Genomic DNA, 17,940 nt, shown 5'->3' on the forward strand with positions numbered 1-17,940 from the left:
CCGTAGGGGCCGTCCGCTCCGGCGCCACCACCTAGGGATTTCCCGGCTCTTCCCTCAGGCGATTTCCCCGCATTGACAACCTTGACGCGTATAGAAGGCGGGCGCATGCTCAGCCTGTCGAGCCTGCTGTCCGGTCGACATCTCTCCGCGTCCCCGAACCCCAAGCGTGGGCGCGGAGCGCGCCAGGTGGCGTCCCCCGCGCAGCCTTGAGCGCGTCCCGCATCCTGGCCTTCCCCTTGGTGGGGAAGGCCTCTTTGCTTCTGGGGCAGCCCTACTCGGCAGCGTTGGCGACGCGGGTCTTCTCGGATTCCTCGAAGGCCTCGATGCGCCGGGCGGTCGCCTGCGGCGACTTCGTCCAGCGGCCGAGCATGTTGTAGAACACCGGCACCACGAAGAGCGTGACCATCGTCGAGAAGATCGCCCCGAAGAAGATCGTCACGCCAATGGTCTTGCGGGCCTCGCCGCCCATGCCGCCCCAGACGATCAGCGGGATCGCGCCCGCGGCCGCCGAGATCGAGGTCATGATGATCGGACGCAGGCGAAGCGAGGCGCTTTCGATCACCGCCTCGCGGATCGACAGCCCCTCGTCGCGCAACTGGTTGGCGAACTCGACGATCAGGATGCCGTTCTTGGCGGCGATGCCCACGAGGATGATCAGGCCGATCTGGCTGTAGGTGTTGATCGAACTGTCGGCGACCAGCAGGCCGAAGAGGCCGCCGAGCGCCGCCACGGGCACCGTCAGCATGATCACGCTGGGGTGGATCCAGCTCTCGAACTGCGCCGCCAGCACCAGGAAGACCAGCAGCAGCGCCATGGCGAAGGCCGCGCCGACCGCACCGGAGCTTTCCAGGTAGTCGCGCGCCCCGCCGCCCCATTTCACGCTGACCTGGCCCGGCTGCTTGTCGGCCTCGGCCTGCAGGAAGTCGATGGCCTCGCCCATGGAATAGCCCGGGTTGAGCTGGGCGGTGAGCGTGATCGAGCGCAGGCGGTCGACGCGCGAGCGGTCCGGCGTGTCGCCGCGCACCCGGGTGGTGACCAGCGAGGCCAGCGGCACGGGCTCGCCCGAGGCCGAGCGGACGTAGAGCTTCTTGAGGTCGTCCTCGGTCTGGCGGTTGGAGCGATCGGTCTGCAGGAGCACGTCGTACTCCTGGCCGGCCTTGATGTAGGTGGTGACGCGGCGGTTGCCGAACATGGATTCCAGCGCGCGTCCGATGGCCTGGGCGGAGACGCCAAGGGCGGCGGCCTTGTCGCGGTCGATGTCGACGACGACGCGAGGGCTGGTCGGTTCGTAGTCCAGGCGCGGCCGGGCCAGGCCTGGGTTGGTCTCGGCCGCCGCCAGGATCGGCCGGATCCAGCGCTCGATCTCCGGATATTCCGATCCGGTGGCGACCAGCTGGACGGAGGAACCGCCACCGCCGCCGCCCGGGCCGCCGCGCTGCAGGCCGCCTTCCGGCGAGACGATGGCGCGGACCGCCGTCAGGGAGGAGAGCTCGCGGTTCAGGCGCGCGGCGTACTCCTGGGTGGTGATCTCGGCGTCCTCACGCAGCATGGTGTTGCCGCCGGCGCCGTTGAAGCTGCCGCCGCCGCCGCCGAAGCGCGGGATGGAAAGCACGTAGCGTTCCAGGATGCCTTCCTGACGGTAGCGCTCGAGGATCTGCTCGAGCTGCAGGGCGGCCTGCCGCGTGTAGTCGTAGCCGGCGCCTTCCGGACCAACGATCATCACCTGGGCGCGGCGGCGGTCCTCCTCTGGCGTCAGTTCCTTGGGCAAGACGTTGAACACCACGACGGCGAGCCCCGCGAGCACCAGCACCATGCCGCTGGCGGTCATGGACACGGCGGGCTTGCCCAGCATGCCCTCGAGCGAGGCGTGGTAGGAGTCGCGCAGCTTGTGCATGCCGGCGTCCACCTTCTGCGCCACCCAGCCCTCGCCCTTCGCCGGACGCAGGAGCTTCGACGCCAGCATCGGCGACAGCGAGAGCGCCAGCAGGGCCGAGAAGCCCACGGCGGCGGCCACGGCGACGGCCAGCTCGACGAACAGGCGCCCGGTGAAGCCAGGCATGAACATCAGCGGCGCGAACACCGACATCAGCACGATGGTCGTGGCGACCACCGCGAAGAACACCTGCCGGGCGCCGCGCTGGGCGGCGACGATGGCCGGTTCGCCCTCGTCGATGCGCCGCTGGATGTTCTCGACCACCACGATGGCGTCATCGACCACCAGGCCGATGGCCAGCACGAGGGCCAGCAGGGTCAGCAGATTGATCGAGAAGCCCAAGGGGGGCCATCACGATGAAGGTCGACAGGATGCAGATCGGCGCCACGACGGTCGGGATCAGCGCCGCCCGCCAGGTGCCGAGGAAGATGAAGTTCACCAGCGCCACGCAGGCCAGCGAGATGGCCATGGTGATCCAGACCTCCTCGATCGCATGGCGGGTGAACTCGGTGTAGTCGACGGCGATCTCGAGATTGGTGCCCTTGGGCAGGCCGGGCCGAATCTCCTCCAGCGATTCCCGCACGCCGTCGGCGATCTCCAGGTCGTTGGCGAGGCTCTGACGGAAGATGGCGATGCCGACCTGGTCGCGCCCGTTGCTGCGGAAGCTGCGGCGGTGCTCGTCGGGCCCCTCCTCCACCCGGGCGATGTCGCCAAGGCGGGTAATGTAGGCCTGCCCGGCCGTCGCCGAGGTGACGTCACGGGTCGTCCCCTGGGCCGCGCCGGCGCCGGCGGAGGTCCCGCCGATGGCCGCTGAGCCGGTCGTGGCGGAGGCCGTGCGCGCGGGCACCACCGGGAGCTGGGCGAACTGCTCCGGCGTCGAGTAGCCGCGGGCCACCCGGATGGTGAAGTCCTTGGCCGGCGCCTCCAGCGAGCCGGCCGGCAGTTCGAGGTTCTGGGAGCTCAGCGCAGATTCCACATCCTCGACGGTGACGCCGCGGGCGGCCATGGCGTCCGGGTCGAGCCAGATACGCATGGAGTAGAACTGGGCGCCGCCGACGCCGACGTTGGCCACGCCCGGGACGGTGGAAATCCGCTCCACGAGATAGCGCTGGGCATAGTCGGTGAGCTGGAGCCGGTTCAACGTCGTGGACGTGAACGACAGGAACATGATCGGCGAGGCGTCGGCGTTCGCCTTCTGGATCTGCGGCGGGTCGGCCTGCTCCGGAAGCTGGGCCGTGACCCGGCTGACCGCGTCGCGCACGTCATTGGCCGCAGCGTCGAGGTCGCGGTCGAGGGTGAAGGAGATGCTGATCCGCGAGGAGCCGTCGCGCGAGGCGGAGTTGATCCGGTCCACGCCCTCGATGCCGGCGATCTGGCGCTCGATGACCTCGGTGATCCGCTCCTCGATCACCTCGGCCGAGGCCCCGCGATAGTTGGTGGAGACGGAGACCACGGGGGGATCGACGCTTGGCAGCTCGCGGACGGTCAGCGCGCTGAACGAGGCGAAGCCGACCACGCACAGGATGATGGCCGCGACGGCGGCGAAGACGGGCCGCCGGACGGAGATGTCCGAAAGCATCATGCGGGCGCCCTTTGCGGAGCTGCGTTCTCGGCCGCACGCGGCCGCGCGCCGGCCTGGCCAGGGGGCGCCGCCGACGACGCGGATCGGCTGGCCCGGCTGGATCTTGTTCAGACCGTCGGCGACGATCCGCTCGCCCGGCTGCACGCCGTCACGGATCTCCACCAGGCCCTGCTGGCGGGCGCCGGTGAGGATCGGCCGCTGCTCGGCGACGGTGCGCTCGCCGGTCGTCCGAACCACATAGACGAAGGCGTTGTCGCCCTGGACCGAGACCGCGCTCTCGGGCGCACTGAGGTTCTGGCGCTCGCCGCGCGAAACGCCGACGCGGACCAGCATGCCCGGCTTCAGCCGCTGGCCCGGATTGGGGAATTCGGCGCGGGCGGTGATGGCCCGGGTGCGCTCGTCCACCCGGGTGTCGAGGCGGGCGATGCGGCCGGTGATGGTTTCGCCCGGGAAGGCGTCGACCTTGGCCAGGATCGTCTGCCCCTCGCGAAGCTGGCCGAGGTAGCGCTCGGGCACCTGGAAGTCGACCCGGATGGCCGACAGATCGTCGAGGGTGACGATCGGGGCGCCGGGGTTCACCAGGGCGCCGGGCGCGATGTCCGAGAGGCCGACCACGCCGGCGAACGGCGCGCGGATCGTGCGGTCGGCTTCGCGGGCGCGGGCGGCGGAGACATCGGCCTGGGCCGAGCGGTAGGCGGATTCGTACTCGTCGAGCTGGGCCTTCGACGCCCAGCCCTGCTGGTTGAGCGTCCGGTAGCGTTCGAAGGCCCGCTGGGCCTGGACGGCGCGGGCCTGGGCCTGGGCGAGGCCGGCGTTCTGCTCGGTGGCGCGGAGTTCCACGAGCACGGCGCCCTTCGGCACGCTCTGGCCGTCGGTGAAGCGCACGCGCTCGACGAGCTGGGTGGCGGCGGCGGTGAGCGTGACGGACTGGCGGCCCTTGGCGACGCCCAGCACCTCGATGGTGTCGATGAAGCTGCGCGGTTGCACCACCGCCACGGAGACCTGGGTCGGGCCGCCGAAGCCGCCGCGTCCGCCGCCCTTCATGGCCGGGCCGCCCTTCATGGCCGCAGCGCCGGGCGAGCCGGCGCCGGGACCCGCGCCGGCGTCGCCGCGGCCCGAGAGCACCTTCAGGCCCCCGACGACCACCATGATGGCGAGGACCGCAATGGCCGCGACCAGGAAGAAATGCCGTCTGAACAAGACCGATATGCTCGAAGCGCGCCATAAGAAGGCGCGCCTTTACGCCAAGGGAAACCCGGCTCTTAGGGGGTGGGTATGCACGCAGTCCAGTGACAGGAGGATGGCTTTGCGTTTCGCGGGTGAAACAGGACCACGAAAAGTGGTCGGGCGCCCGCCGGAAGGCGCCCGTTGCCCGGCCGGATCAGGACTGCCCGCTACTAGGCGTCGTAGCCGGGCAGTTCGCGATCCAGCTTCCGCAGGCAGCCCGGCCAGGCGAGGCCGCCGCCGATCCCGCGCATGACCTGGTTCTTCACCTCGGCCTGGGAAGCCTCGGGCGCCAGCAGCACCCGGTCGCGGCCGCCGGCGAGCGCCTTCACCTGCATGGTGCAGGCCCGCTCAAGGTAATACATCCCGATCCAGCAGTTGGCCGCCGTGGCGCCGACCGACAGCGTCCCGTGGTTGCGGAGCAGCATCAGTTCCTTGTCGCCGATGTCGGCGACCAGCCGCTCGCGCTCGTCGAGGTTCAGGGCGATGCCCTCGTAGTCGTGGTAGGCCAGCCGGGGCAGCACGATCAGCGCGTGCTGGGACAGCGGCAGCAGGCCGTCGGACTGCGCAGCCACCGCCACCCCGTCGTCCGAATGCAGGTGCATCACGAAATGGGCGTCGTCGCGGGCGGCGTGGATCGCCGAGTGGATGGTGAAGCCCGCCGGATTGATGAAGTACGGCGTCTCCTGGAGGATGTTCCCCTCGAGGTCGATCTTCACCAGCGACGAGGCCGTGATCTCCTCGAACAGCATGCCGTAGGGATTGATCAGGAAGTGGTGCTCCGGCCCCGGGATGCGGGCCGAGATGTGGGTGTAGATCAGGTCGTCCCAGCCATGCAGGGCCACCAGCCGGTAGAGTGCCGCCAGGTCCACGCGGACCTGCCACTCCTCGGCGCTCACCTGGCCCTTCAGCGAGGGCAGATTGGCGAAACCGTCGGCCATGGCGCCGTCTCCGTTCATACGGTTGTTCGAGACCGGCAGACTCCTCCCGGCGGCCCCGCGCGTCAAGCCGCAGCCTCGCTCCAGGCCTCGGCGACGGCGAGCATCCGGCGGCCATCCGCCTCGCCGCCCAGCTTCCAGGCGTAGAGCGCCGTCGACACCCGCTCGACGAAGCCCCAGGCCCAGACGGCGTCCTCGGGCTGGCCGGTGAGCGCCGCCGCCCGCGCGGCCCGCGCCCGGCCGAGGGCGACAGGTTCTCCCGCCAGCAGCGCCGCGCTGCCGCCCCGCAGCATGGCGCCGACATCGTAGGCCGGCTCGCCCCAGACCCCGTCCGGGTCGATCAGCCGGAACCGCCCGGGGGCCCGCGGATCCGCGAGGGCGTTGTGGGCGTGGGGGTCGCCGTGCAGGAGGACCGCCCTGGCAGGGTCGTGGGCGGCGGCGCGCGCCTCGGCGTAGGCGACGGCGCGCTCGACGACCCGCCTGGAACAGGGCCGGCCCAGCTCGCCCCAGGCCGTCTCGATGAAGCGGGCCAGCCACCGCGCCTTTTCGGGCAGGGGCAGAAGACCGTCCGGCCGGGGCATCGGCCGCCAGGCGTCCGCAAGCGTCGCGGCGAGCCTCTCGAGTTCCCGATCCTGGGACCAGCCCTGGCTGGCCAGGGTCGCGCCGAGGCGCTCGGTCAGCAGGGCGCGCCGCCCGGCGTCGGCGGCGAGCAGGCGGGCGTAACCGCGGCCGTCCGCGAGCGAAAGCGCCCGGATCTCGGTCTCGACCGGCTCCTCGCCGGGCATGACGATCTTCAGGACGGCGGACGCCCCGTCGGATGTGACCGCCTCGGCGACGAAGGCGCTGGAGCCGCCCGCCAGCGTCGCGCCGAGCCGCAGGTCCCACGCGGCGGCGAGCTCGGCCACCATCGCCGGCAACCCGTCGAGCCAGGCCTCCGCCGCGCCGCCCAGGGACCGCGCGCTGCGCTCGACCAGGGGCGGGACCGCGATCGCCATCGGGATCAGGTGCGGACGCGGGTCACCCCGTCCAGCCAGCGGGCATAGGCGGCCTCGCGCCGGTGGGTGTCGATCCTGGGCTGGAAGGCCTCGGTGGCCGGGCGGGCGGCGACGGCGTCCTCCAGCGAGGCGTAGAGCCCGGCGCCGAGACCCGCGAACAGGGCCGCGCCGAGGGCGGTGGTCTCCTGGTAGGTGGCGCGGGCGACGCCGATGCCGGTGAGGTCGGCTAGCCGCTGGCTGAACCACAGGCTCTTCGACATGCCGCCGTCGATGCGCAGCTCCACCTCGCCGTGGAAGGCGTCCGGCGCATCGGAGCGCATGGCCTCCACGAGGTCCCGCGTCTGGAGCGCCGAGGCGTCGAGCGCGGCCTGGGCGATCTCCGGCAGGCCCGCATCGCGCGTCAGGCCGAAGATCGCGCCCCGCGCGCCGGCGTCCCACCAGGGCGCGCCGAGGCCGGTGAAAGCCGGGACCAGCACCACGCCGTGATCCTCGCGGGCGTTCATGGCGAGCGTCTCGACAGCGGTCGGGCCGCCCTGGACGGACAGCTCCTCGTTGACCCACTGGATCGCGGGCGCCGGCGATGAAGATCGCGCCTTCCAGGGCGTAGGTCGTCTTCCCGTCGACGCGGGCGGCGATGGTGGTCAGCAGGCGGGCGCGGGAGACCGGCGCGGCTGCGCCCGTGTTGATCAGCATGAAGCAGCCGGTGCCGTAGGTGGCCTTCATCTCGCCGGGACGGATGCACCCCTGCCCCATCAGCGCCGCCTGCTGGTCGCCGGCCACGCCGCGGATCGGGATGGCGCGGCCGAGCAGGCCCTCCTCGGTTTCGCCGTAGTCGGCCGCACAGTCGCGGACCTCGGGCATCAGGCCGAGCGGCACGCCCAGCATCTCGCCCATGTCCAGCGACCACTCGCCCTTGCGGATGTCGTAGAGCAGGGTCCTCGACGCGTTGGTGGCGTCGGTGGCGTGGACGCGGCCGCCGGTCAGCTTCCAGATCACCCAGGTGTCGATGGTGCCGGCCAGGAGCTCGCCGGCCTCGGCCCTGGCCCGCGCGCCGGCCACGTGCTCGAGGATCCAGCGGATCTTGGCGCCGGAGAAATAGGGGTCGAGCAGCAGGCCGGTGATCTCGGTCACCTGCTCCTCGCGGCCCTGGCGGCGGAGGTCCTCGCAGCGCGCGGCGGTGCGGCGGTCCTGCCAGACGATGGCGTTGTGGATCGGCCGGCCGGTGGCCTTCTCCCAGACGACCACGGTCTCGCGCTGGTTGGTGATGCCGATGGCGGCGACGTCGGCGATCGGCCGGGCGGCCTTCTTCACCGCCTCGCCCAGCACCTCGACCGACGCGTTGAAGATCTCCTCGGGGTTGTGCTCGACCCAGCCGTCGGCGGGATAGTGCTGGCTGAGCGGCCGGCCGGCCTCGGCCAGCGCCCGACCCTGGCGGTCGAACAGGATGGCGCGCGTGCTGGTGGTGCCCTGGTCGAGCGCCAGGATCAGCGGTTCGGCCATGCGCATCCCTCTCCCCGGGGCTCTGAAGGGCCCCTTTGACTTGGTCTATGGCCCTTTAAGCATGTTTTCACCCGGACACAGCAGATTCGGCAGCCTGGGCCTAGAATGGGCCCGCGGTATTGGGGGTGTTCGCGTGGGTCTGGCCCTGGGCAGCGAAAGTCTGCTGGAGCTGGCGAAGAGCCGTGCGCCGGGCGACCGGGAACGGCTGTTGCTGGGCATCGTGGACCTGTGCGGCGCGGGCGACGCGCCGGCCGCCGTGGGCGAGCCTGCCGTGCAGAGCCTGCTCTCCTCAATCTTCACCACCCTGGTCATCGAGGCGGAGCGGGATATCCGCCGGCGCCTCGCCGACCGCCTGGCCCGCGTCGATTGGGCGCCGCCCGCGCTGATCAATGTGCTGGCCCTCGACGAGATCGAGATCGCCCGGCCGATCATCGCCGGCAGCCCGGTCCTGAAGGACCACGACCTCGTCCGCCTGCTGGTCGAGGCGACTATCGAGCACCAGATCGAGGTGGCCCGCCGGCCGCAGCTGGGCGGCGTGGTCGTCGCCGCGATCCTGCGCCAGGCCGAGCCCGCGGTGCTGACCGCGCTCGCCAACAACCCGACCGCCGACCTGTCGTGCGAGGACATGCGCCAGCTCGTGGCTGCGGCCCGCAAGGTGGCGGCGCTGCGCACCCCGCTCTCCCGCCACCCCAGACTGACGGCCGACCTCGCCCAGCAACTCTACGTCTGGGTGGGCCAGGCGCTGCGCGGCGCCATCGCCGAGCGCTTCCGGTTGGACACCGCCGCTCTCGACCAGTCGATCGCCGACGCGGTCCGCGACGCCCACGGGGGCGCGCCGGCCGAGGCCGAGGGCCTGGTGATCGTCGCCCGCGAGGGCGAACGCGAGGAGATGGAGTGCAAGCTGATCGACAAGCTGCACGCCGCCGACCAGCTCAAGCCCGGCTACCTGGTGCGCGCGCTGCGCGAGGGCCGGCTGTCGCTGTTCGCCACGGCGCTCGCCCGCCTCGGCGGCTTCGACCTCGACCATGTGCGGCGCGCCATCGATTCCGACCGTCCGGAGCTGCTGGCGCTCGCCTGCACGGCCGTCGGCATCGACCGCAGCGTCTATCCGACGATCCTCGACATGGTCCGCCGGCTGAACGACGGAAGGCCGGCCGGCCTGGGCACGGCGCGCGCCGCCGGCGTGCTCGGACCCGTCCACCAGGACATGGCCGGCCACGCCTTCCGCCAGGCGGTCGGCGCCCGCTAACAGGCGTTTGACAAGCCGCCCGGCTTGCCCGCTTTTCCCTGTCGATGTTTGAGCCCAAGCCCATGGTGACCCGCCTGGCCTTCGCCGCCAGCGACCGGCCGGAGGCCCAGGAGGCCCGTGACGCGCTGGCGCGGCGGTACGGCGACACCCCGGAGGCCGAGGCCCAGGTGGTGGTGGCGCTGGGCGGCGACGGCTTCATGCTGGAGACGCTCCACCGGCACATGGAGAGCGGCAAGCCGATCTACGGCATGAACCGCGGCTCGGTCGGCTTCCTGATGAACGAGTTCAGCGAGGACGGCCTGCTGGAGCGGATCAACGCCGCCGAGCGCGCGCTCATCCACCCGCTGCGGATGACCGCCGTCGACATCCACGGCGAGACCCACAAGGCGCTGGCGATCAACGAGGTGTCGCTGCTGCGCCAGACCCGGCAGACCGCGAAGCTCAGGATCACCGTCGACCGAAAGGTGCGGCTGGCGGAGCTGTCCTGCGACGGGGCGCTGGTGGCGACGCCGGCCGGCTCGACGGCCTACAACCTTTCCGCCCACGGCCCGATCATCCCGCTGGACGCCCGGGTGCTGGCGCTGACCCCGATCAGCGCATTCCGGCCGCGGCGCTGGCGCGGCGCCCTCCTCTCCCACACGGCGCAGGTGAAGTTCGAGGTGCTGGAGGCAGACAAGCGCCCGGTAAGCGCGGTGGCCGACAATTTCGAGGTGCGCGACGTCGCCGAGGTGAACGTCTCCGAGGACCGCGAAGTGGCCATGACCATGCTGTTCGACGCCGAGCGCAGCCTTGAGGAACGGGTGCTCGCGGAGCAGTTTTCATCTTAGATTACAACGGGTTGCACGTCATCCCTTTGTTAACGGCTTCCACCTAGAGTGGTCGCCGATTGGGATGGAGGCTACCCGCGTGAGCCAGCAGAATTCCGGCCAGATGATCCAGGTCCCGAACAAGCTCGGGGCCAAGGTGGGCGGCGGTCTTGGTCGCCTTGGCGCGATCGACCCGGCGGCCATTGCCAAGGCCGAAGCGGCGCTGAAGAGCCTGTCGGGCAACTTCGCCCAGTGGCTGAACGACGAGATCACCAAGCTCGACGCCGCGCGCCAGCAGGTGCGCGCCGAGGGCCCGACCGACGAGACCATGCAGAACCTCTACCTGCGGGCGCACGACCTGAAGGGACTGGGCGCGACCTACGGCTTCCCGATCATCACGCGCATCGCCGGCTCGCTCTGCCGCCTGACCGACGACAAGGACAAGCGCACCGGCGCGCCGATGAATCTCGTCGACGCCCACATCGACGCCATCAAGGCCGCCGTCCGCGACGACATCAAGGAAGACACCCATCCGGTGGGCGCCGTCCTGGTCAAGGAACTGGAAGCCCGCGTCGCCGAGACGGGGGCGTAAGGCCCCTGCCCTACATCACGCGTTCGAGCGGCTCCTCGACCACGCCGTAGCCTGCGTCGGGCGGGAGCGTCAGCACGCGGCCGCTCTCGCGGCTCTCGATCTTCGGCAGGACCGTGACCAGCGTCCGCGCCTGGGCCCGGGCGACGGTGTCGCCGGCGCTGGACGCCTCGGCGAGCAGTTGCAGGTTCATGCGCGTGGGGAAGATCACCTTGCGCTCGCCGGCGTCGGCGAGGCGCAGCGCCTCGGCGGGCGCGATCCATTCGGCGTCCACCGTCTCGCGGCCGTCGCAGGCCGCGAGCTGATCCTCCGGCGCATTGACCGCATAGAACCAGGTGTCGAACCGCTTCGGCGTCAGCGGCGGGGTGATCCAGCGCGCGAAGACCGTCAGGGCGTCGAGCTCCAGCCGGGCGTCCAGGTCGCGGACCACGTCGAGGAAGGGCGTACGGCCGGCGTCCACCGCCTCGCGCACCTCCATCGGACACGCCTCGCCGCCGATCGGCGTCCCGTCACGGCGCGCGGCCAGCAGGATCCCGGCTTCCTCGAACACCTCGCGGATCGCCGCGATTCGCAGGGCGCGCTGGTCGGCGTCGTGGGCGTCCCAGCCGACCACATGGTCGGCCCAGGCGGGGTCATGGTCGCCGGCGTGGCTCTTGCCGCCCGGGAAGACGAGCGCGCCCGAGGCGAAATCGATCTGGTGGTGCCGCTTGACCATCAGCACCTCGAACTGCGGCCGGTCGCGCAGCAGCAGGATGGTGGCGGCAGGCTTGATCTCGACGTCTGACATGACCGCAGCTTGGAACCGCGCCGCGGCCGCGGCAACGCTGACGCGACGTCAGGCGGTTTCCCCGGACCAGATCCTGCCGCGTCGCGCGGGTCAGGCGGTCCATCTTGTCGATCAGGTAGTCCACGTCCTCGCGGGCGGCGGTCTGCGGCTGGGTCAGGAAGCGCTGCATCATGCGCTCCTGGAAGCGTTCCCGGTCGCGGGCGCCGCCGTCGAACTCCATGGAGTGGAAGGTGTCCACCGCCGCGCGGAAGGCCGGGAAGAGACGCGCCGGCAGGCCCGCGCGCTCGTAGATCGCCCGCAGGCCCAGCGGCCCGGCGTCGTGGATCATCAGCCAGGTCCGGTGGTGCGGCACGCCGGCGAGTTCGGCCACGCCCCACTCGAAGAAGGTCATGTGGCCCTGGGCCAGCCCGCGCAGCAGGATCGAGGCGGTCAGGCGGTTGGACTTGTTCAGGTGGGCCACGAAGCCCTTCACGTCGGCCGTGCGGCCGGCCTGGTCCACCAGGTCGACCGTGGCGCGCTCGGAGGCGCCGAGCGCGATCTCCAGCGCGGTCTGCGGCGAAAGCGCGTGGTGGCTGACCAGGTGGTCGCGGACCTGCTCGCCGACCATGTCGATCAGCCGTTCGGTCACCGAGAGCGGCAGGACCTGGCGGAAGGCGACGGCGGCCAGAACCTTCTCCGACTGCTCGAAGCGGTCGATGACCCGCTGCAGGGATTTCTCGGCGAAGTCCGCATTGTCGTTGGCGCAGGCGGCGGAGACGGCGCGTTCGCCGCCGTGCTCCGAGAGCGCCTCGGTGACCTTGCGGCTGAGCTTCGGACGCTTGGCGATGGCGAGCTGGCGGACCGGCCCGCCCACGCGGACGATCTCGGCGAGGTCGTCGTCGGTGAACACCGGCGAGAAGTTGAGCATGGGCAGCGCCACGCTCTCCACGTCGCGCGCCAGCTTCAGCGCGATATCACGCGGGACGAGCGGGGAATCCTTGAGGGTGACGGCCAGCGACCGGCGGACCAGCTCGGCGGCGTCGCCCGCCATGATCCGGAGAATCTCGGCGGCCAGCGTGCGGTCGTCGTCGGTAAGTGGAAGACGGTCGATATTGCGGCACAGCTTGTGCGCAGCCGCCGCCCGCTCGTCGGGCGTCGCGCCCTTCACCAGCGTGCGAATATCCTCTTCCGTCAACGCTGCGCGCGTTGTCGCCATGGCCTTTTGCCAACCCTTGCCCCGCGGAACCCATTCTGAGTCCCACGATTCCGACCCTGGCACGGACATGCTTAACGAGGTCTTGCCGCCGAATCTGTTGATTAACCTCCGGGCGTAACGGGCCACAAACCCTGATCGTGTAGCTTCCGCAGCACCAATCGCGAGTTGTGTGCAGCGTTGACCCAGCTGACCGCCGATCCGGCATCGCGCGGCGGGACGACCGCCGGCGCGCAGGCCCTGGACGCCCAGGCGGACCTCGCCACGCCTGCGCTTTTCGCCTTCGGATCGGGCCTGCCGGTCTTCATCTGGCTGGGAGCCCAGGCGCCCAACGCGGGATGGATGAGCGTCGCCTTCGTGCTGTTCGCCATCGGCTGGGGCGGCTTCTATGTGCTCACGCGTGAGTTGCACTCGGATGCATTGCAGCTGCGGCGACGCGTCGCGGTCCAGCTTGCCGCCGGACTCCTCTGGGCCGCGGCCATCGCCACCGTCTGCGCCTTCTCCTACGGCGCGGGGCCCTACCAGACGCCGCTGATGCTGGCCTGCGCGGTCGCCGCCCTGGTGTGCGTGGTTTTCGCCGCGCCCTGGCTGCCGTCCCTGCTGATCGTCGCCCCGGCGGCCATGGCGGCGCCGCTGATCGGGCTGGCGGCCGGCGGCGGGCGGGCGGCGGCGATGGCCTGGGCGGCGGTGGCGACGGCCGTGGGCGTGGTGACCAACCGCGTGCTGCACCGCCAGTTCGTGCAGGCGGCCGCGCGCGAGAGGATGCTGGACGAGACCCTGCGACGCCTGTCCGTGACGCGTCCGGGCCCGGGCTGGGCCATGACCGGGGTCGTCGGCGCCGAGGCGCCCGCGAACGACCGCTCCGTAGCGTAAACCCCGAGCTGCTCTAGACTGCCGCCAACCAACGATGTGGGGAGCGTGCGCGTGCTGCTGCAGGGGCTGAAGGTCGTCGATTTCTCCGCCTATATCGCCGGACCCGGGGCGGCGGGCATCCTCTGCGACTGGGGCGCCGACGTGATCAAGGTGGAACGCCCAGGGGGCGACGCCATGCGCCACACGCTCGCCGACGTGAAGAGCCAGCTCACCGGCAACCCGGTCTTCGACCTCGACAACCGCGGCAAGCGCGGGATCGTGCTGGACATCGGCAAGCCCGAGGGCCGCAAGGCCCTGGCGAAACTGGCCGCCGAGGCCGACGTCTTCCTGACCAATGTGCGGCCCGCCTCCCTGAAGCGCGCGGGCCTCGACGACCAGGCGCTGCTGAAGGCCAACCCGCGGCTCGTCTATGCGGTGATCACCGGCTACGGCCTGGAAGGGCCGGACGCCCACAAGCCGGGCTTCGACGTCACCGCCTTCTGGGCGCGAGCCGGCGTCGCCAACATGATCCCGCCGAAGGGCTCCGAGCCCTTCATGCTCAGGACCGGCGTCGGCGACCACACGACCTCCCTGGCGACGGTCTCGGCGATCCTCGCGGCGCTCTATGAGCGCGAGCGGACCGGCAAGGGCCGCCTTGTGCAGACCTCGCTGCTGGCGACGGGGGTCTATGCGCTGTCGTCCGACCTGGCGATCCAGATGAAGTTCGGCCGGCTCGCCTCGCTGAAGCCGCGCAGCCAGCCGATGAATCCGCTGGCCAATGTGTTCAAGAGCGCCGACGGCCACTGGTTCGTGCACAACCCGCGCGGCGCCTCTGGCGGCTGGGAAGCCTTCTGCAACGTGGCGGGCCGACCCGAGCTGGTCGACGATCCCAGGGCCAACACCGGGCGCCTCCGCCGCGAGAACGCGGTCGAGATCACCGCCGAGTTCGACAAGGCGTTCGCCGCCCTGCCCATGGCCGAGATCGCGGCCCGGCTGAACGCCGCCGACCTCGTCTGGGCGCCCGTGCAGACCCCGGCCGAGGTGGTCGCCGACCCGCAGGTGGCGGCGGCCGGCGCGATCGTCCAGGTGGCGGAAGGCGAAGGCAGCTATCCGCAGCCGGCGGCGCCGGCGGTGTTCCCCGGTATCGAGATCGGCGTGCGGCCGGCGGCGCCCGGCCTTGGCCAGCACACCCGCGAGGTGCTGGCGGAGATCGGCTACGGCGAGGCGGAGATCGAGGCCCTGCTGGCGAGCGGCGCCGCGGAGAGCGCCTAGACGTCATTCCAGGCCTTTGCCTGGGATCCCTCTGGCCGTGCGTCATGCGCCGGCATCGGAACCGCGACGCCCAAGCCTCAACGGCGGGTCTCTGCAGCGGAGCCAGGGATCCTAGGCACGAGGCCTAGGATGACGGGCAGAGCCGCCGTCAGCTCTCGTCGCGGGCGTCGGAGAGGATCTTCAGCATCTCGTTGGTGAAGATCGAGCCGGTGAGCCTGGAGCCGACGCCGAGCTGGTCGGCCGGCTGCGAGCCGCGCAGGATGAGGGCCACGAGCGCCTCCTGCTGGCGGACGCGCTCGTCGCGCCGGGCCGAGGCATACTGCACGAACTCGGCCTCGACCGGCGCCTCGAACCGCTCGCGGAGCTGTACGGGGACTTCGGCCGGGCCGCCGGTCTTCGTCAGGTTGGCGTAGACCTCGGCCACCGAGGCGGCGCGGCCGTCGCGGTAGAAGATCGTCTTGTTGGCGCGCGCGGCGTCCGGAAACAGGCTGGCGGCGCGGGCGTCGGGCCGGTTCTCCATCGCCTGGATCAGCTTGGCCGAACCCTGGGGCCCCAGGAAGTGGGCGGCATAGAGTTCACCGGCGGTGGGGTTCCGCCCCACCCGGCCCTTCAGGTAGGCCGCGTGGTCCGAAGCGAGCTCGCCGGCCATCAGCGACGCGGCGTGCGGGTCGAGGCGCAGGTCCATGACCGCGCGGCGAGCCTCCTTGCCGTCCACATGGAACCTGCCGTCGGCGCCCTTGGAGATCAGTTCGGCGTAGCGGGCGTAGCCGTGCTTGGAGCCGTGGGTCTTAACGGTCTGAAGCCAGGTCTGCTCGACGAACTGGAAGAGGCCCGCGGCGGACGAGGTGCCCGCCCTGGCCGCGGGGTTGAAGCCGCTCTCGCGGTTCGCCGTGCGCATCAGGAACGAGAAGTCGACGCCCGTGGCCTTGGAGGCGCGCTGGATCGCGCCTTCAACCACCCCACGGATTCCCTCGATCGCCATGGGTCCAGTGGTCGGCCCGACATGGTTAACGCCGCGCTAACCATACTGCGACCGAACGGCCCAGCCGGCGGGCCCGACGCCGCCCACGGAGCATCTTGACGGCCGGCCGGTTCGGGTTTCTTCTCCGACTTGCAACATTGTTGCAATGTTGAAAGACCGAAGGAGGACACGCCGTGATCGCCCACCAGTCCGCACCACTGACCTTCGATTTCCGAGGGGCGGAGCGCCCCAGGCGCCTGACCACAGCCCTGCTGATCGCCGGCTCGGTGCATGTCGCGCTGGGGGCCTATGTTGCGTACATGAAATTTTCCCCGCCGCCCGCGCAGATCGAAACGGCGGCTCCGCCGCTCGTCGGTCCGTGGGTCACGATCGAGCCGCCGACACCCCCGAAATCGCATCCGCCGCCGCCCCGCGAGAAGCCACCGATCCGAATCCATGAGGCCGCGCCGCCGCAGGCCCCACGAACGTCGATCCGTTCGTGACCAGGATTCCCGACGACATCGTCGTGCCCGTCGGCCCGACGACGAGCGTCGAGTCCCCGCCGGCCGACCCGCCGAAGGCGGACCCGGTGATCCGCTCGCCGAACTGGGTGAAGCGGCCGGGCGCGGACGAGCTGGCGCGGTTCTATCCGGAGCGGGCCCTGAGGCTCGGGCTCGACGGCCGGGCGACGGTCGGCTGCGCGGTGACGGCCAGCGGCGCGCTGAGGGCGTGCGAGGTGGTCTCGGAAACGCCGGCCGACGTCGGCTTCGGCGAGGCCGCCATCAAGCTGTCGCGCTACTTCCGCATGAGCCCGCAGACCGTGGACGGCCAGGCGATCGACGGCGCGCGGGTGATCATCCCGATCGCCTTCCGCGTCCCGAAGGACATCTAGTAGCTTCTGGGCAGCCCGAGGACGCGTTCGGCGATGAAGTTGAACACCATCTCGCGGCTGATCGGGGCCAGGCGGGCGATCATGGACTCGCGGAAGTAGCGCTCCACGTCGAACTCCTTCGCATAGCCCATGCCCCCATGGGCGAGGACGGCGGCCTCGCACGCGTGGAAGCCGGCCTCGCCCCCCAGGTACTTGGCGGCATTGGCCTCTGCACCGCACTCGCGGCCGGCGTCGTAAAGGGCCGCGGCCTTGAAGGCCATGAGGTTCGCGGCCTCCAGCTCGGCCCAGGCCTTGGCCAGCGGATGGGCCACGCCCTGGTTCTGGCCGATCGGCCGGCCGAACACCACGCGCTCCTTGGCGTACCCCGCGGCCCGCTTCAGCGCCGCGCGGCCCAGGCCCACGGCCTCGGCGCCGAACAGCACCCGCTCGGGGTTCAGGCCCTCCAGGAGGTAGTAGAAGCCCCTGCCCTCCTCGCCCACCAGGGCGTCGGCGGGGACCTCCAGGTTGTCGATGAAGACGGAGTTCGACTCCACCGCCTTGCGGCCCATCTTCGGGATCGGCGTCGCCTGGATCCTCGATCGGTCGAAGTCGCAATAGAAGAGGCTGATCCCCTGCGTGGACTTGGCGACCTGGTCCCTGGGCGTGGTGCGGGCGACGATCAGGATCTTGTTCGCCCGCTGGGCGGAGGTCGTCCACACCTTGCGGCCGGAAATCCGCCAGCCGTCCTGGGTGCGCTCGGCCCGGGTGGTCAGGCTGGTGGTGTCGAGGCCGGCGTCCGGCTCGGTGATGCCGATGCACAGCTTGTCCTCGCCGGAGATCAACCGGGGAATGAAGCGGCGCCGCTGCTCATCGCTGCCGAACTTCGCGACCGGCATGGGTCCGAAGATGTTCAGGTGCAGGGCGCTGGCGCCCGAGAACCCCGCGCCGCTCTCGGCGACCGCCTGCATGGCGATGGCCGCCTCGGTCAGGCCGAGGCCCGCGCCGCCGAGTTCCTGAGGCATGGCGGCGCCGAGCCAGCCGGCCTCGGCCATGGCGGCCACGAAGGTCTCCGGGAACTCCCCGGTCTCGTCGGTGCGGCGCCAGTAGTCGGCGTCGAAACGGGCGCAGAGCCGAAGCACGCTCTCGCGGATCGTCTCCTGCTCGTCGGTGAGCCAGAAGCCGGTCATGC

Annotated in this window: 13 protein-coding genes and 3 pseudogenes; 7 read left to right on the forward strand and 9 right to left on the reverse strand. The window is 71.0% G+C overall.

The window, feature by feature from the left end; genetic code table 11:
* Positions 1-271: 271 nt before the first annotated feature.
* From LRS04_RS23470 to glpK, 5 genes and pseudogenes are all read right to left on the reverse strand, one after another.
* Positions 272-3,512 (reverse strand): annotated as a pseudogene (locus LRS04_RS23470) (efflux RND transporter permease subunit).
* Positions 3,513-3,602: 90 nt separating this feature from the next.
* Positions 3,603-4,664 (reverse strand): annotated as a pseudogene (locus LRS04_RS23475) (efflux RND transporter periplasmic adaptor subunit); the annotation flags it as partial.
* A gap of 248 nt (positions 4,665-4,912) precedes the next feature.
* Positions 4,913-5,680 carry a class II aldolase/adducin family protein gene (locus LRS04_RS23480; protein ID WP_257818470.1) on the reverse strand — a complete coding sequence of 256 codons (768 nt, stop codon included), beginning with the start codon at positions 5,678-5,680 and terminating at the stop codon, positions 4,913-4,915.
* A gap of 62 nt (positions 5,681-5,742) precedes the next feature.
* Positions 5,743-6,672: an aminoglycoside phosphotransferase family protein gene (locus tag LRS04_RS23485; protein WP_308238419.1), complete on the reverse strand. Its 930-nt coding sequence runs from the start codon at positions 6,670-6,672 to the stop codon at positions 5,743-5,745.
* Between the two features lie 5 nt (positions 6,673-6,677).
* Positions 6,678-8,172: pseudogene (glpK, locus tag LRS04_RS28490) on the reverse strand (glycerol kinase GlpK).
* A 133-nt stretch (positions 8,173-8,305) separates the two neighbouring features.
* On the opposite strand from glpK, the gene LRS04_RS23500 reads away from it, so the two are divergent.
* The 3 genes from LRS04_RS23500 to LRS04_RS23510 all read left to right on the forward strand — a co-directional run bounded on the left by LRS04_RS23500 (position 8,306) and on the right by LRS04_RS23510 (position 10,819).
* Positions 8,306-9,421, forward strand: a complete 1,116-nt coding sequence (locus tag LRS04_RS23500; RefSeq protein WP_257818471.1) for a DUF2336 domain-containing protein — start codon at positions 8,306-8,308, stop codon at positions 9,419-9,421.
* A 44-nt stretch (positions 9,422-9,465) separates the two neighbouring features.
* Entirely contained in the window at positions 9,466-10,248 is a 783-nt protein-coding gene (locus tag LRS04_RS23505; RefSeq protein ID WP_257818472.1) for an NAD kinase, read from the forward strand.
* 64 nt (positions 10,249-10,312) lie between these two features.
* Positions 10,313-10,819 (forward strand): Hpt domain-containing protein, encoded by a 507-nt coding sequence (locus LRS04_RS23510; RefSeq protein ID WP_374576886.1) that lies wholly within the window; start codon positions 10,313-10,315, stop codon positions 10,817-10,819.
* A 10-nt stretch (positions 10,820-10,829) separates the two neighbouring features.
* Here LRS04_RS23510 and LRS04_RS23515 read toward each other — a convergent pair whose 3' ends face one another.
* Together LRS04_RS23515 and LRS04_RS23520 are read right to left on the reverse strand one after the other, a co-directional pair.
* Complete coding sequence (locus LRS04_RS23515) at positions 10,830-11,567, reverse strand: NUDIX hydrolase (protein WP_374577303.1); 738 nt, start codon at positions 11,565-11,567, stop codon at positions 10,830-10,832.
* The gene (locus LRS04_RS23520) at positions 11,449-12,777 is read right to left on the reverse strand and encodes a DUF2336 domain-containing protein (RefSeq protein WP_374576888.1); all 1,329 of its coding nucleotides are present in this window, start codon (positions 12,775-12,777) and stop codon (positions 11,449-11,451) included. Before LRS04_RS23520 ends, LRS04_RS23515 begins: the two co-directional genes overlap by 119 nt.
* A gap of 198 nt (positions 12,778-12,975) precedes the next feature.
* Between LRS04_RS23520 and LRS04_RS23525 the strand changes: the two genes are divergently transcribed.
* Both LRS04_RS23525 and LRS04_RS23530 read left to right on the forward strand, forming a co-directional pair.
* Complete coding sequence (locus tag LRS04_RS23525; protein WP_257818475.1) at positions 12,976-13,668, forward strand: hypothetical protein; 693 nt, start codon at positions 12,976-12,978, stop codon at positions 13,666-13,668.
* A 45-nt stretch (positions 13,669-13,713) separates the two neighbouring features.
* A complete protein-coding gene (locus tag LRS04_RS23530) occupies positions 13,714-14,919 on the forward strand; it encodes a CaiB/BaiF CoA-transferase family protein (protein ID WP_257818476.1) in 1,206 nt (401 codons plus the stop codon).
* Between the two features lie 148 nt (positions 14,920-15,067).
* Here LRS04_RS23530 and LRS04_RS23535 read toward each other — a convergent pair whose 3' ends face one another.
* Positions 15,068-15,901: a transglycosylase SLT domain-containing protein gene (locus LRS04_RS23535; protein WP_257818477.1), complete on the reverse strand. Its 834-nt coding sequence runs from the start codon at positions 15,899-15,901 to the stop codon at positions 15,068-15,070.
* Positions 15,902-16,074: 173 nt separating this feature from the next.
* Between LRS04_RS23535 and LRS04_RS23540 the strand changes: the two genes are divergently transcribed.
* A complete protein-coding gene (locus LRS04_RS23540; RefSeq protein WP_257818479.1) occupies positions 16,075-16,383 on the forward strand; it encodes a hypothetical protein in 309 nt (102 codons plus the stop codon).
* Complete coding sequence (locus LRS04_RS23545) at positions 16,380-16,772, forward strand: energy transducer TonB (RefSeq protein WP_257818480.1); 393 nt, start codon at positions 16,380-16,382, stop codon at positions 16,770-16,772. Before LRS04_RS23540 ends, LRS04_RS23545 begins: the two co-directional genes overlap by 4 nt.
* Here LRS04_RS23545 and LRS04_RS23550 read toward each other — a convergent pair.
* On the reverse strand, positions 16,769-17,938 hold the full coding sequence (locus tag LRS04_RS23550) for an acyl-CoA dehydrogenase family protein (RefSeq protein WP_257818481.1): 1,170 nt from the start codon (positions 17,936-17,938) through the stop codon (positions 16,769-16,771). The genes LRS04_RS23545 and LRS04_RS23550 overlap by 4 nt on opposite strands.
* Positions 17,939-17,940: the final 2 nt, after the last annotated feature.

Origin of the sequence: Phenylobacterium sp. J367, assembly GCF_024699985.1 — a bacterium.
Classification (GTDB): domain Bacteria; phylum Pseudomonadota; class Alphaproteobacteria; order Caulobacterales; family Caulobacteraceae; genus Phenylobacterium.

Excerpts from the sequence above, each read along its gene's own strand:
- LRS04_RS23480 (WP_257818470.1), bottom strand. The coding sequence starts at position 5,680 with ATGGCCGACGGTTTCGCCAATCTGCCCTCGCTGAAGGGCCAGGTGAGC.
- LRS04_RS23485 (WP_308238419.1), bottom strand. The coding sequence starts at position 6,672 with ATGGCGATCGCGGTCCCGCCCCTGGTCGAGCGCAGCGCGCGGTCCCTG.
- LRS04_RS23505 (WP_257818472.1), top strand. The coding sequence starts at position 9,466 with ATGTTTGAGCCCAAGCCCATGGTGACCCGCCTGGCCTTCGCCGCCAGC.
- LRS04_RS23510 (WP_374576886.1), top strand. The coding sequence starts at position 10,313 with ATGGAGGCTACCCGCGTGAGCCAGCAGAATTCCGGCCAGATGATCCAG.
- LRS04_RS23535 (WP_257818477.1), bottom strand. The coding sequence starts at position 15,901 with ATGGCGATCGAGGGAATCCGTGGGGTGGTTGAAGGCGCGATCCAGCGC.
- LRS04_RS23550 (WP_257818481.1), bottom strand. The coding sequence starts at position 17,938 with ATGACCGGCTTCTGGCTCACCGACGAGCAGGAGACGATCCGCGAGAGC.